Origin of the sequence: Bradyrhizobium sp. 195 (assembly GCF_023101665.1) — a bacterium.
GTDB lineage: Bacteria > Pseudomonadota > Alphaproteobacteria > Rhizobiales > Xanthobacteraceae > Bradyrhizobium.
Genome location: NZ_CP082161.1, coordinates 3,464,060 through 3,477,759, shown reverse-complemented (window position 1 = coordinate 3,477,759; position 13,700 = coordinate 3,464,060). Strand labels below are relative to the sequence as shown.

The window sequence follows — 13,700 nt, the reverse complement described above, 5'->3', positions numbered from 1 at the left end:
TCTGAGCATCCGGAGGAACGCCACGCCAGAGAGGTGACGTAGTATGCTCGTCAGGTTCATGATGCTGACGCTCGTTGTGTCCGTCGCTGCGGCTTTTGCGATGCCCGAGATCCCGCAGAAGCGAGCTCTATGCTCTGCTCTTCTCGCGACCGCGGTGCTGGCAGCCGCGGTCTTCGCCTCATCCTCCGCCATCGCGAGTCTGGTACGACGGTTGGGATTCTTTCTCATCCTCATTCTCGCTGCACCGGCGATCTACATGGCCTTCCAACTCGCTCCAATTCCTATCCACGGGATCGGCAATCCAATATGGGAGACCGCGTCAGCCGCATTGAATGCCCCGCTTGCCGAACGGCTCACGGTGGACATCCGTGCAACTATGCAGGCATTCCTGCACTACAATGCCGCCGTCGCCCTCGCGCTCGTCACGGCCGTCGTCGCGCTGGACAGACAGCGTGCGTGGCAACTCCTCTCCATGCTGGTCTCGATCGCGACGATCGTTAGTGCGTACCTGCTGTTGCGGCAGACGATTGGATCTGACGGCTTCTCGCACGGCGATACTCCTGTCCTCGCCGTGACCGGCACAGTCCCGTCAGTGCTGGGGCTGGTGCTGTCCGCAGCGATGATGGCCCGTGCGTTCGAGGAACGCCGCCGGGTCAAGCAACGCTCTTTTCGAGTGACGACCGCCCTGTCGTTCGCACTCCTCGCAACGTTTCTCTGTCTGTCGGCAATCCTAGCCAGCGGAGATGGGCCGAGAACGGTCACAGCGGCATTGCTCGGAGTGGGAATCGTGCTCGCCGCGTTCGCGATCCAGAACTGGTTCTCTGGGGTTTGGGGTATCGCGAGCGTCCTGGCCACGGCTGCAGTGTTGTTTCTGGCGGCTTTCACCCTCATGCCAATGAGGCCTAATGCCGATCTGACAGTTGCCCTGTCCGAGCACGCCCTGGTGGCGACTGAGCGGATGTTGCAGGATTCCGGCCATGCCGGCTCCGGCGCGGGAACCTACGCGGCATTGCTACCAATCCATCGCGACATTGCCGCACCGTTGTCACAAGAGCGCTCGACGGCTGCCGCGGCCATCGCAATCGAGATGGGCCGCCCCTTTCTGTTCGGCGTATTGATCGTTGCGGTGCTTAGCGCCGGGGCTTTGCTCAGATGCTCCTTGCGGCGAAGGCATGACTACGTCTACGCGGCCATTGGCGCCGGAGCTGCGGCTTCGTTGGTTGTGCTGGCCTTGGTCGAGGACGGCATTCTCGAGTTCGGCGCATCGCTGTTGGCTGCAGCGCTGTTCGGACTTGCGGTTGCCCAAAGCCAGCGTGATAAAGGCGCTGCGACCGTGCAGTCGCGTTCAACGCGGCCCGTAACTGGGCTGGACAATCCGGGCTTGGCATGCGTGCCAATACGCTCATATGGAATTGGCAATGCATCGATGCGTATTGGATTGGGCTCCGTTGCAGTCGCGCTGATCGCGCAAACGGTCTGGCTGTTCGCTCAGCCGTCGTATCCTGGTGGTTTGCCGGTTGACGCGCGTGCTGCCAATCATCCGTCGCGCCAAGCACTTCTGAGGGGGCTAGCGCCGAACTCACCGCGCAGTGATGGCGATTTGCAGTCTGGGAGACTCGCTGGCGACCCACAGCCCGCGGCCAATGGAGCGACGGCTTCAAGACCGGAGCTCGGAGTCCATCCTGCCGCGCCGACTGTACTGGCACAGGCACTGCGGTCCTCGCCATTGCGAGGAGATCTTTGGCTCATGCTTGCGCTACAGTCGAGGGAACAAAGGCCGGTCGAACACGACGTCGCGGCCTTGCTAAAACTCTCGTACTACACAGCCCCAAACGATCTGGCCCTGCTTCCGCTACGACTGACTGTCGCTCTCGGCGAGGCCTCTTTCGTCAACGAGCCTGAATTGCGTGAACTGGTGCAGCGCGACGTCAGGATTTCCTTTGCTAGGCAGCCCGCTCTCCGACCCGCTCTCATTGCTGCCTATCAATCGGCAGCGCCTGATGGGAAGGCCCTTGTGGACAATCTGATTTCGGAATGGGATTCAGCAGCTCTTCAAAGCATGCGCAAGGAAGTTCCGATTCCTTCGCCCGGAACGGATTTGCCTCTGCCAAACCGCGTCTCCGGCCGAGGGCCGCGGTAGTTCCTCTTGTTCCGGTGCAATAAGCAGGCCGCCGGGCATAGAATAACAGCGGCAAATAGCACCATTTAAATAACGAATTTTTTCTTGATACATTCAACAAATTAATAATATATTAAATACTAGTGTTGAGTGCCCCATCATGAATTTCGTGAACCGACACTTCCCCGATCGAAATGATACGGCTCGCGTCAGTCTCGAGCCATCGGCGTTCCCCAAGCATAAATGGCCCCTCCGGTATGACTGGATCGAGCATGTTGCCCTCTGTGCCGATGTCGCGACGATTTTGTTTGCAAGCGCGATCTCCACATTACTGTACCGGTTCCAAAGCGGGCAGATTGAGGGAGGCCACGGCAACGCATTTGGCGTGGCACTGGTCAGCGCAGCTTGCGTGGCTTCCGTGCTGAAGGCTCAAGGCCTTTATCGCCCGATTGAGCTCCTCGTCCTCAAGAACCAGATTCGGGCCGTCTGTGTGACGTGGGCGTCATTGCTGCTCTTGATCTGGGCCGCGTACGGCTTTGCAATTCGTCCGGGCGCATCTCAGCAAGCTGGCCCACTCTTCGCCATCCTGGGCCTGGGGTTTCTTGTAGCCGAGCGATGGGCTGTCAGGTCGCTGTTGGTGAGAGGTCTGAGCGAAAGAAGATTCGCCAGCACGAATATCATTCTAATCACCGACCAGCCGCTTTCGAAGAATGCCGGCCTGCCGGAAACCTTGGCTATGCACGGTTATTGCGTCCAGGGACGGTTCAGCCTGCCGCCGGTTGGGTTCGGTCCCGCCGGTCGCAAGCGGCTCACGTCTCGGGTAATCGACCATATTCGCAACGCCCGGCTCGACCAGGTGGTGGTCGAAGCCAGCCCGGAGCGATGGCCTGAACTGCGGGCATTTGTTGCCGAGCTGCGGGTATTGCCGTTTCCGATCATATTCGTGCCGGTCGGCACATCATCCGAATTGCTTCGGCATCCTACGCGGAATTTGGGAAGTGCCGTTTGCGTAGAATTGCAGCGCGGTCCCCTTACGCCGTTCGAGTGCGCGGCCAAGCGAATCATTGATATTCTTGGCGCGGGGCTCGCCTTGGCTGTATCCGCACCATTGCTTGCGCTTGCTGCGCTCGCAATCAAGCTGGATTCTCCCGGCCCTGTGTTCTTCCGACAACAACGCTGTGGTTTTAATGGTCGGACATTCTTGATCCGCAAGTTTCGGACCATGCATGTGCTCGAGGACGGCAGCGTGATCGTTCAGGCGACCCCCGTCGACCAACGCGTCACCCGCGTGGGCAAATGGCTGCGTCGAACTAGTTTCGATGAACTGCCGCAACTGCTGAACGTGCTCGAGGGCAGCATGTCGCTGGTGGGTCCACGTCCCCACGCCTTGGCCCACGACGGACAGTTTGACAAGCTCGTGCGAAACTACGCGTTTCGCCGCAGGGTCAGGCCAGGACTGACCGGATGGGCCCAGATCCACGGCTGCCGCGGCGCAACTCCCACGGCCTCCATGATCGAAGCACGCGTACAGTACGATCTGTGGTATATCGACAATTGGAGTCTTCGGCTGGATCTCGGAATCCTGTTGCGAACTCCGATGGAAGTATTGCGGGGCCGCAACGCCTACTAGGCTGGATCTTCGCTTAAAGCGCCGAGCTACGCCAGCCTGTCGGCGTAGCGACGCTTCACGCTCTCTGCCGAAACTTCGGAGCCGCTTCCCCTATGCGAAACTCCTCGATCCGACGGCCCGATTTCATGGCAGCAACCAACCACCGCGGCCGCTTGCCACGACCCGACCAGGTTTCAGAAGTCTGGGGGTTGCGATATTTCGGCAGCACGCGCGGATATTTGCGCCTCTGCTTGCCGGCCGGGGAGACGCCCGACTCGCTTCTTTCGGCTAACACAGCCATCCCGCCGCCGAGAACCGCCAGGCGCTTCTCCAGTTCCTGCTTTTCCGCCTTAATCCGATCCGACAAAATGCCGCTAATCTCCTCATGAAGCGACCATAGATCGTCGAGGGACATCGCTTCTAGTTCGAGCTTCTTGGTCGACATGTTGGCATCCTGTAGTTGCGCCCATTTAATATTGTCCCGGCCGGGTAATCAAGAACCAAGTGGTCGGCGTTAACAAAAAAATATGTGGAACCGAACGGCACGTTCGAGCTCCACATAACTGCGTCGCCGGTCCCAATCAAGACAAAAAAATGAACTATCCCGCTCAATTTAATAGCGGGCAAAGTAATATCACGCGCGCTACGTGCACCGACGTCTCGTCTTCAGCCAGGAATAGCAGGTCAAGCTGGCCGCGAGATCAATCTGCGACGCCGCAATCTTGGCAAATAGGATCGTCGCGCGAGCCCGCCCTGCTTCGTTCTTACTGAAATACGGCCATCAGCCCGCTGTAACCGGGAGCTTATGACCGCGATATCCCTCAGCGCGAGCCGTCGCAGCTGGATTTGTAGCTTCAAAGCCTGGATGTCGGTCAATCCAGCCGAGGGAGCGATGAACTGGCCGATGGCCGCTTGAAGGCGCCCTAAAGGGCAATCGATAACATCCAATGTTTCTCTTCGGGCCTGTAGCAAAGGCTGCCTCGCTATCATTAAAGTTGGTGAAAATAATCCTCGCAATAAATATTAAATAATATATTATTTATTTATTGTTGCGTCAATTTGAAAGACTAGCCCTGGACCGGTCGAATATTCAGCGCTCGAAAAACGATATTCGGCGTGGAGATGTCAAGGTAGTCAGGGCGTCGTCGAACGGTGACGAGAATGCTATGCATAGGCAAGATCTCGAAGCCATGGATTTCGAAGAACTATGGCTCCTCCACGAGGAGCTAACAAAGATTCTTGCTGAAAAGATCACGGCCGAAAAGCGGGAGCTGGAGAAGCGCCTGGCGCAACTCAATCAACCGGACCAAGTCGGTGGGCCCGAAAGCGGGGCGGCAGAGATGGGCCTAGGCCAGCCTCCCCGCCGCAAATACCCAAAGGTCGTACCGAAATACTTCAACCCCCTCAAACCGACGGAGACCTGGTCTGGGCGTGGCAAACAGCCGCGCTGGCTGGTCGCCGCGCTACAATCGGGGCACACGCTGGAGGAGTTCAGGATTCACGAGACCGGTGAAGCGTCCAACCGGAATACTGGTGGTCAGGAGCATTGATAGCCCTGCCACTGCAAATGCCCGCGGGTGCGAACCGTTAGATCCACTGATCCGTAACTGGCACTCGCTTAGAGCGCGGCTATTTGAATGCGTCCGCATGGGATCGGCCGCCTCACGAAGGAGCTTGCGGTTTAGACCTTCCCTGCGCGCACCGCGACGGCCGCCTTCAACAGAAACTGCAAGGTTCGCATCCTCGGCAAGGACAATCTCGACGCCAAGCAACTCGGCAAGAGCGAACAGCTGGGTTTCAACCGCGTTCGTCGTCAATTCGCCCGAGACAAGAGAGGTGAGCTCCCTCCAATCGAGGCCCTCGGCAGAATTGTTTAGATCACGCAATTCAACGAGGTGCCGTAGGTCGAGGTCGCCGAGCCAATAACCAGAGTCTTAAAATTGATCATGGATGATCAACATAAGCGCTCGGTAGGTAGGGTGGGGATAGCGGCGCGGGGACGCAATGGTTCAGCGGGTGCCCGAAGCGCTGGTAGAGGTACGCAGGGCCTGGAGCTGCCTGCTGCAGGTCGATGGTCCGACGTCCTGCGATCGATTCAGTTCGACGTGCCATCTCGGGCTTTCGGGAGGGGTCTGATGGTCGACATCGTAGCCAATTGCGCATAGAGCGGAGACTGCCGTTCTGGCTTGGTCCGGCATAACCATAATATCCAGATCAGACATTAGCCGAACGCCTCGTCGCTCCTCGGGAGCGGTCGCCAGCGTCGATGCTCCCTTGAGCATGATCGGCGTAATTTCCAGGCCGTTCATCGCAACGACGGCTTCTTCGAGCTGAGCGACGAGCCGATTGTTGCGCAGCACGTTTCGGCGGTGGATCTGGCGAATATATCCGCAGACGTCCTCGGGCAGGATCGGTGCAAATTTGTCGACAAAATCGATGAGCGCCGGCGTCGTCAGAGTCTGATTTGCGAGGCCGATCACGGACGTCCACTCGACATCGACGGGTGGCATGCCTTACAAGCAATTGCAGAGGCTCGTCAGCGCAGCGCTATGCCTTGCCATTGCATAAATCCATAAGCACGCGCCGAGCCTCCACGGCCTCGCAGTAGGTGAGTTGAAGCGATGGCGCGCCGGCGACGATCCGCTTCAAAGCGAAAAAGCCGGCCTGCGAAAGTCGTCCGTCAGCAGCAAATGCGTTCTCGATGAGCCGCTTCATCGAATCCAGTTGATCTATCGCGGTCAATTCGGCCGGACCGCTCGCGACACGGTTCAGGAAGATGATCCAGCTTGCGGAAAAGCATTGGTGGTACGCATCCGCGATGGGTACGTACCGCACCAGAACGCCGTCGGAGCGGCAATGCGTCGCATCGTACCGGTCGCCATGTAGTCGCGAGAGCAAGTCCCACGATCCTTCCTTGACGGTGAGAGCAAACGGGATTCCGCAGATCGCTCCGTCAGTTCCAACAAGCGCAACGTCATCACCGGCGTACCGAAGTCCGGCGTCCACCAACTGCAGCGTGAGGGTGGACTTTCCGGCTCCCGGTTGTCCGCATAACAATAGGCCCGCACCGTCTTTCACGAGGGAAGCGGCATGGAGGGAGAAGGTCCAGCGATTGCTTCGAATAAGTCGCTCGGTGATGTGTGCTTTGATCGTAGGGGCAAGTGCTTCGACCTGACACCTGGAGATGCTGGAATCCTCTCCGCGCCAGAGCACTTGCTCGTCGAGCATCATTGCCTCGATCGCAATGTCGTCGCCGCCGGCGCTCTGGCCCGAAACACAAAACAGCGAGCGCAGCCGTCTCAAGAGGTCCCGATTTGCAGCCCGGATCCCTATTCGGTGCCGGCCTAAATCCGCCGAGAAGGTAAAATCGGTCGGCATTCGCCAGTCGACCTCGAGCAACGCTCGATCGATCCATATATCCACAACCTGTCGCGTGAACTGGCGTGCTGAGTGCCCGTCAATACCTAACGTCCCGAGCCCCTGATGGATGTCCTCCAGAGAGGCGCCTTGCGCTAGCTTACACCAGATGAATGCGCCTACTTGGTCCAGTTCAAAGATCTTCTGCCCTGTTTCGCTGAAGAGCATTGATCGACCTTCCAGCAGCGCGAACACTGCATCCGCAGCCGGTCTCAACACCATCTCGGCCGACGATCTTTCCAGCACGGCTCCAACCAATGTGAAGAACTCTGCCTCGTCCTGCAGCGACGAGGCGACGACAGCGTCTGGAAGGCTCTCGCCGCCCTCGGCAGCCCATGAAAATCAATCTGACCCGTCCGCGGCACGGCAATTCCCGTCTGCCGGGCACAAGTCACCTAATCGGTCTCGTTTCGAAACGACAATCCGGTCAGGTCATGCCAGAGCTGACCGCCCTGCCTCCTCCCTGCCGAGAAATGTTTCAATACCTGCTCTCAAAGAAAGCTCGCTCGCGCTCAACCGATGAGCATCCAGGAGGTACCGATAGGCTTCGCGATCGGCACTGCGTTCTCGCAGAATGCGCTCCTTCTCGCCAATATCCACCAACTCCGCGCGCATCTGGGTCAACTGCGGCGCATCGGGGGCGCGGTCGTACTCGCCAAAAGTTAAATCCCACATTGTCTCCTCCAGCCGAACGAAACCTGGGCGAGCTTAGCTTAAGTTGATCGGCAGCAATTAACAACGATATTTACAACACCGCCATATAACAAAATTTATTTCATATTTGAACCACGCACAAACCATCCGTTACCAAGTCAAATCGTGGCGTCCCCAAACCGGCGACAGGTAGTAAGGGAATGGCTGAATGTGCGCAGGGCTTGACGCTTTCCGATGTGACATCCCGCCGCGTCAGCCCCCGCAAAATAAATCGCTCGAACGTCGCAAACCGGACCGACAATGCGAATTTAATTGCACATTAAATGAAAAACAAAGAGTATTAACGAATTGCGTGAGGGGGAGTGAGACCGTTGGCTGATCTGTCCGACAAGAGGAAGATATTGGCTTCGTTGCGAGCGGAATATTCCGCACGAAGCCGCAGGGATTTGGACATGATAATTGCTAGGGGTCCTCCAGAAGCTTTCGGTTGAGGTCGAAGCCTCATTGCATAGGCCTGCCGGGCCAAAGCCGGCAGTATCCCAAGAATTCGCCCAGCAAGAATCCGGTCGGTTGGAGAAGCGTCGTTACGAGCAAGGTGCCCTTTGTTCGAACATCGACCCAGGTGCGATGCCCCCCAAGTAACCCGCACCGACAAGAGCGCACTCCAGCCGACCGGCCCCCTTTTATCCGTCAGACGTTTCAGGGAGCTCACATGGGTATGATTATGGTTAAGTGTCCGAAAACCGGTCGCGCGATTCCGACCGGTATCAAATCCGATCGTGAGACGTTCCTGCGAAGCATCGTGTTTTTCGGCAATACTCGTTGCCCGACTTGTCAGGCTGATCACAACTGGTTCGCTCGCGAGGCCTGGGTCGAAGAGCCAATCGTTCGGACGACGGATATCCTCGGTGCGGCTCCCTCGTGCTGATGCAGAGGCCGTTTTAGAGAGTCCGTCCAGATTCTCTCTCTTCGAGACAGGCATTTCTGTTGCGGCGCATTAGAACGCTCGAAAATATTTCCGCGTATCGTCGTAAAGCGAACGGACGGCTCGAGGATGCATCGCTTAGACGTTATTGGCACGTCATCACAATTTTGAGCTTCCCGTCGCGGATTCGAAGGCCTGTTTGGGGGTGTGGTAGTGAGTAGTGGAGTCTGCAGCCTCGCTGTTCTGCGTCACACAACGATCGAACTCGCTAGCCTGCTGGCTCAATTAAAGCGGCTCAGGGAGAGAGTACGAGGGGCGGAAGCACGGCACTCGGTAGAAAGACGGCGGTCAGCGTCGTCGCGGCACATGCAAAGGCCCCGAGCAACGAGGTATCGCACGCGCGGGATTCCCAAGCCGGTGCGTTTCTGATCACCGTCTGGCTTGATTGCAGACCACATGGATGCGCAAGCCTTATTCTCTGGAACTCCCGCAAGCCTCGTGTCCTGTCTATCCCGCTTCCACAAGCGCCGGCTTGACCTTCCTTCGATGGACTTCTCCTGATCTCCCGGTGCGCACATCGTGCACACGCCACCTTCTAACCGCTTGAGAAGCTTGAACTCGCGCTCCAATCCATCCTCGCAGCCGCCCAAAATCCATCCGCTAGATGTTATTGCGCTTTATCGTCTCACCCGGAGCGGTTGATTTTTGGGACCGACCCACGGCGCCATCTCGGCTTCGCGTCAGGCCAAGCTGCGATAGCGCTCGATACTGGAGAGATCAGGCGCGACTCCGAGCCCCGGCTCGTGGTCCAGTTCGACCGTGCCGTCCCTGACGTTGATGACCGGGCCGCAAAGCAGATCGCGCAGCGGGTTGTCATTGGCATCGACTTCCAGCCAGCCATCGCCTCCGACACCGGCAAGCAGATGCGCGGACGCCAGCAAGCCAATGCCTCCGCCGAGATAGTGCGGGCAAAACGTCTTGCCCGCCTTCAGGATGTCGCGCGCCAGCCCGGCACAGACGCTAAGGCCGCCCCATTTCGCGATATCGGGTTGAACCACGCCGAGCACATCTTCGGCCAGAACCTCCCCGAAGGCATCGAGACTCGAGATGTTTTCGCCGGCGGCAATGGGCATCTTGGCGAGTCCGTGCAGCCTGCACCATTCCTCGCGCGGGCGATCGGCGCGGATCGGCTCCTCCAGCCAGCGCAGATCGAATTCGGCAAGCCGCGGCAGCATCTCCATGGCCTGCGCGACCGACCAGCCCTGATTGGCATCGCTGGCGAGCATGCCGGCGCCGACGATTCCGCGCAGCGCGGCTAGATTGGCGAGATCGGTCTCGGCGCCGAACCCGACCTTCAGCTTCAGCGCGCGATGGCCCCGTTTGAGCGCGGCTTCCGCCGTCCGCGTGGCGCCGCCAGGATTGATGCCGCTGGCATAGACCTTGATCTTGTTCGACTGGCCGCCGAACAGCCGCCACAGCGGCAAGCGCTGGCGACGCGCGGAGAGGTCCCACAGCGCGAGATCGATGCCCGCAATTGCCTGCGCGAACGGACCGGGTTCGCCGCATTGAAGCGCCAGCACCTCGGTACCCCCCGTCAGCACCTCAAAGGCCCGAGCGGGGCTGTCGAATTTGCGCCCGACAAGCCCCGGCGCCAGCACCTCGTTGACGAGCCGGGCACGATGCTCCGCGCCTGGGGCCGGAAAGTTCGACCAGGCTTCGCCCCATCCCTCGACGCCGTCCTCGTCGATGGCGCGAACGATGACGGCGGGACGGTTGAGCATCTTGCCGAACGACGTCACCACCGGCGTCGCCAGCGGATAGCGATAGCAGAACGCCTCGATCGAGCGGATGGTGAAGCCGTCAGTCATGTTGCGGAGCCTGCGATCGGGATGAACCACGCGGAACCACTATCTCAATAGGCGCGCGCGAAGTCACCTTCCTGCTTGATATCGGCGAACACCGGAAAACGCGCCTTCCAGGGCGAGCCCTTGGCCGTGGTGAGCTTGTTGAGCCGTTCCAGCACGCCAAGACCATCCTTGCGCAGGCTCGCCGATACCGCCGCACGATCCGGAAAATTCTTCAGAACGGCGTCGAGCCAGATGGTGCGGCCGGCGAGGAAGCCGCTTGCGCCCGCGGCATAGGAGTAGTCGAGAACGCGTTCGAATTTTTCAGGGGCGGCGCCGCCCGACAGCAGCACCCAGGGGATGCTCCGTTGGCGGCAGATGTCGCCGATCGCATCGAACTCCTTCTGCGCGGCCTTCGCCTCCGCAGTGCCGTCGCGGGCCGGCAGGCCGCCCGCCGCAAGCGGGCTCTCCAGCTTGAGGAGATCGACGCAATATTCCGGCTTGGCAAACTCGCGCACGCTGTCGATGACGAGGCCTGGCAGCTTGCCGGGCGATTCCACATAGTCCGCGGTGTGGCTGGCGCTGCCGAGGAACGGATAGACCAGCAATTCAAGGACGTAGGGAATGTCGTGGCGGGCGCAGTCCTCGCCGACCTCACGGACGAAACGCTTCTGATGCTCGTTGACCGCGGCATCGGCGTCCGGCCGGTACCAGGCCAGCACCTTGACGGCGTCGCCGCCCATCGCGCGGATCTTCTCCACGCTCCAATTGGTGATCGCGCGCGACTTGCGGCCGCCCGCGGTTTCCTCGACACGGTGCTCCTCCAGCGTCATGATCAAGCCGCAGCGCGGCGGCAACAGATCGATCGCCGCGGGCACCGCGAAATTCGGGTCGAACAGCATCGAGCTGCAATGCGGCGCGAGGTTCTCGACCAGAAGACGCTTCGCCGCCGTGACGTCGGAATATTCGACCTGTTCCCGGGTGATGCCTTTTGCTTTCGCGATGGCATCGAACAAAGGCGGCCGCTGGTCCAGCGCGACCATGCGAAAGTGGCCCTCCGCGTCAGCGAGCCGTGCCAGGCCGCGGTTCTTTCCAATCGTTCTCATGGCGTCGTCCTCATGAATTCAAGACACTCGTTGATATCAGGGATTCCATTGCGGCCACCGGCGTGGCGGCATTTCATGGCGGCTGTCGCCGCCGAAAACGCCATGGTTGCGCGCACATCGAGTCCGACGCCGATCGCAAGCGCATAGGCGCCGTGGAAGACGTCGCCGGCGCCTGTGGTGTCGACGACCTCGACGGCATAGGCCGACTGCCGGTGCAGTTCGCCGGTCTCGTACCAGCTCACGCCCCCCTCGCCGCGCGTGACGGCGATGACGCGGCAGCCGAAGCGCGCGAGCGTGGTGAGAGATTCATCTTTGGCCGATCCGGCAAAGGCGGTGAGCGCGGGTTCGGAGAAGATGGCATGGTCGGTCAGCGGCAGCAGCCGTTCGAACACCTCGGCATCGGCCATGTCGCCGTCGAGCACCGTTGGAATGCCGCACCTTCGGGCTTCGCGGAACAGCGTCGCTGCGCCCCCGACCCAGCGCGGATCCGCCAGCACGGATGAAGCGCGTGCGACGGCTTCAAGCGGAAGCCAGTCCGCGGCTTCCGGATAGAGGCCGCGGAAGTTGACGATCTGGCGTTCACCGAAACTGTCTACGATGATCCCGGAGACCGACGAGCGACCCTCGGGAAACAGCCGGAAGTTCTCGACATCGACGCCTTCGGTGATGAAGGCCAATCTCATCTCATGTCCTGCGGCGTCGTTCCCTGCCCGCCCCCAGAACGCGACGGACCCGCCAAGCTTTGCTATCGCGACCGAAGCGTTGGCAGACATACCGCCGCCGAGCGTGCCGTAACCGATTGCCTTGATCTTCTCACTTCCACCCGCGAATGGACGATCGACGCGCCAGACCTGGTCGAGCGCGGACAGGCCAAGGCAGATCACATGCACCGGCCTTTCCCGCGACGCGATGTCCGCCAGCGCCGACAAATCACCGATGTCCGCCGACCCGCTCACCGCAAAACCTGCCCGTTGGAAGCATCGAACAGATGCGTCCTGCCCGGCTGCGGCCGCAAGCTGATGCGATCGCCGACCTTCGGCCGCAGCGACGGATCGACCCGCGCGATCGCGGAGACGCCGGCGAGATCGAAATGGATCAGCGTATCCGATCCAAGGGGTTCGACCAGCTTGACGTTGACGGCAATGCCGTCGGCGACCTCCGTGGTCACGGCGAAATGCTCAGGGCGAATTCCGAGCACGGCATTGCCCGCCAGCCTGAGACGGCATGCACTCTCGCCTTCCAGCGGCACCACCATCCCGCCTTGCGAGAGGATCGCGCGCTCCTGCCGCCACTCGACCGGAAAGAAGTTCATGGCGGGCGAGCCGATGAAGCCGGCGACGAACTGATTGGCGGGTCGTTCGTAAACGGTCTCGGGTGTGTCGTATTGCTGGATCGTGCCGCTCTGAAGCACCACGATCCGGTCGGCCATGGTCATGGCCTCGATCTGGTCGTGGGTGACGAAGACCATGGTGGTCTTCAGTTCCTGCGACAGTGCCTTGATCTCGGCCCGCACCTGCCCGCGCAGCTTTGCGTCGAGATTGGACAGCGGTTCGTCGAACAGGAACGCCTTGGGATTGCGCACGATGGCGCGGCCCATGGCGACGCGCTGGCGCTGGCCGCCGGAGAGCTCCTTCGGTTTACGGTCGAGATAGGGCTCGATGTGCAAGAGCGCCGCGGCGCGCTTCACGCGCGCGTCGATCTCGGCCTTCGACACTCCACGCAGCTCCAGCGCAAAGGACATGTTGTCGTAGACCTTCATGTGCGGATAGAGCGCGTAGTCCTGAAATACCATTGCGATGTCGCGGTGGGCGGCCTGCACGCCGTTGACGCGCTTGTCGCCGATATAGAGCTCTCCCGAAGAAATCGGCTCCAGGCCGGCGATGATGCGCAGCAAGGTGGATTTGCCGCAGCCGGACGGGCCGACGAACACCACGAATTCATGGTCCGCGATCTCCAGATTGAGATCGGGGATCACGGTGAAATTGCCGTAGCGCTTGACGAGGTTGCGGATCGAGATCGAGGCCAT

11 protein-coding genes are annotated in these 13,700 nt (G+C 60.1%); 3 read left to right on the top strand and 8 right to left on the bottom strand.

Annotated features, from left to right (window positions below):
* Positions 1 to 43 precede the first annotated feature (43 nt).
* Positions 44 to 2,140, top strand: coding sequence for a hypothetical protein (locus IVB26_RS15905; protein WP_247972514.1), 2,097 nt, complete (start codon positions 44 to 46; stop codon positions 2,138 to 2,140).
* A gap of 139 nt (positions 2,141 to 2,279) precedes the next feature.
* Entirely contained in the window at positions 2,280 to 3,749 is a 1,470-nt protein-coding gene (locus tag IVB26_RS15900; RefSeq protein WP_247972513.1) for an exopolysaccharide biosynthesis polyprenyl glycosylphosphotransferase, read from the top strand.
* A gap of 55 nt (positions 3,750 to 3,804) precedes the next feature.
* Here IVB26_RS15900 and IVB26_RS15895 read toward each other — a convergent pair whose 3' ends face one another.
* Positions 3,805 to 4,173, bottom strand: coding sequence for an H-NS histone family protein (locus IVB26_RS15895; protein WP_247972512.1), 369 nt, complete (start codon positions 4,171 to 4,173; stop codon positions 3,805 to 3,807).
* A 721-nt stretch (positions 4,174 to 4,894) separates the two neighbouring features.
* Here IVB26_RS15895 and IVB26_RS15890 point away from each other — a divergent pair.
* A complete protein-coding gene (locus tag IVB26_RS15890) occupies positions 4,895 to 5,278 on the top strand; it encodes an H-NS histone family protein (RefSeq protein ID WP_247972511.1) in 384 nt (127 codons plus the stop codon).
* A 459-nt stretch (positions 5,279 to 5,737) separates the two neighbouring features.
* On the opposite strand, the gene IVB26_RS15885 is transcribed toward IVB26_RS15890, so the two are convergent.
* The 7 genes from IVB26_RS15885 to IVB26_RS15850 all read right to left on the bottom strand — a co-directional run bounded on the left by IVB26_RS15885 (position 5,738) and on the right by IVB26_RS15850 (position 13,700).
* Positions 5,738 to 6,208, bottom strand: a complete 471-nt coding sequence (locus tag IVB26_RS15885) for a nucleotidyltransferase family protein (RefSeq protein WP_247972510.1) — start codon at positions 6,206 to 6,208, stop codon at positions 5,738 to 5,740.
* A 67-nt stretch (positions 6,209 to 6,275) separates the two neighbouring features.
* Positions 6,276 to 7,391: a serine/threonine protein kinase gene (locus IVB26_RS15880; protein ID WP_247972509.1), complete on the bottom strand. Its 1,116-nt coding sequence runs from the start codon at positions 7,389 to 7,391 to the stop codon at positions 6,276 to 6,278.
* Between the two features lie 186 nt (positions 7,392 to 7,577).
* Complete coding sequence (locus tag IVB26_RS15875) at positions 7,578 to 7,820, bottom strand: hypothetical protein (RefSeq protein ID WP_247972508.1); 243 nt, start codon at positions 7,818 to 7,820, stop codon at positions 7,578 to 7,580.
* Between the two features lie 1,644 nt (positions 7,821 to 9,464).
* Complete coding sequence (locus tag IVB26_RS15865; RefSeq protein ID WP_247972507.1) at positions 9,465 to 10,592, bottom strand: mandelate racemase/muconate lactonizing enzyme family protein; 1,128 nt, start codon at positions 10,590 to 10,592, stop codon at positions 9,465 to 9,467.
* 44 nt (positions 10,593 to 10,636) lie between these two features.
* Positions 10,637 to 11,674, bottom strand: coding sequence for a tagatose 1,6-diphosphate aldolase (locus tag IVB26_RS15860; RefSeq protein ID WP_247972506.1), 1,038 nt, complete (start codon positions 11,672 to 11,674; stop codon positions 10,637 to 10,639).
* Positions 11,671 to 12,630 (bottom strand): sugar kinase, encoded by a 960-nt coding sequence (locus IVB26_RS15855; RefSeq protein ID WP_247972505.1) that lies wholly within the window; start codon positions 12,628 to 12,630, stop codon positions 11,671 to 11,673. Before IVB26_RS15855 ends, IVB26_RS15860 begins: the two co-directional genes overlap by 4 nt.
* The gene (locus IVB26_RS15850; protein WP_247972504.1) at positions 12,627 to 13,700 is read right to left on the bottom strand and encodes an ABC transporter ATP-binding protein; all 1,074 of its coding nucleotides are present in this window, start codon (positions 13,698 to 13,700) and stop codon (positions 12,627 to 12,629) included. The genes IVB26_RS15855 and IVB26_RS15850 overlap by 4 nt, the downstream gene beginning before the upstream one ends.

Excerpts from the sequence above, each read along its gene's own strand:
- IVB26_RS15890 (WP_247972511.1), top strand. The coding sequence starts at position 4,895 with ATGCATAGGCAAGATCTCGAAGCCATGGATTTCGAAGAACTATGGCTC.
- IVB26_RS15850 (WP_247972504.1), bottom strand. The coding sequence starts at position 13,700 with ATGGCCTCGATCTCGATCCGCAACCTCGTCAAGCGCTACGGCAATTTC.
- IVB26_RS15895 (WP_247972512.1), bottom strand. The coding sequence starts at position 4,173 with ATGTCGACCAAGAAGCTCGAACTAGAAGCGATGTCCCTCGACGATCTA.
- IVB26_RS15900 (WP_247972513.1), top strand. The coding sequence starts at position 2,280 with ATGAATTTCGTGAACCGACACTTCCCCGATCGAAATGATACGGCTCGC.
- IVB26_RS15860 (WP_247972506.1), bottom strand. The coding sequence starts at position 11,674 with ATGAGAACGATTGGAAAGAACCGCGGCCTGGCACGGCTCGCTGACGCG.
- IVB26_RS15875 (WP_247972508.1), bottom strand. The coding sequence starts at position 7,820 with ATGTGGGATTTAACTTTTGGCGAGTACGACCGCGCCCCCGATGCGCCG.
- IVB26_RS15905 (WP_247972514.1), top strand. The coding sequence starts at position 44 with ATGCTCGTCAGGTTCATGATGCTGACGCTCGTTGTGTCCGTCGCTGCG.
- IVB26_RS15865 (WP_247972507.1), bottom strand. The coding sequence starts at position 10,592 with ATGACTGACGGCTTCACCATCCGCTCGATCGAGGCGTTCTGCTATCGC.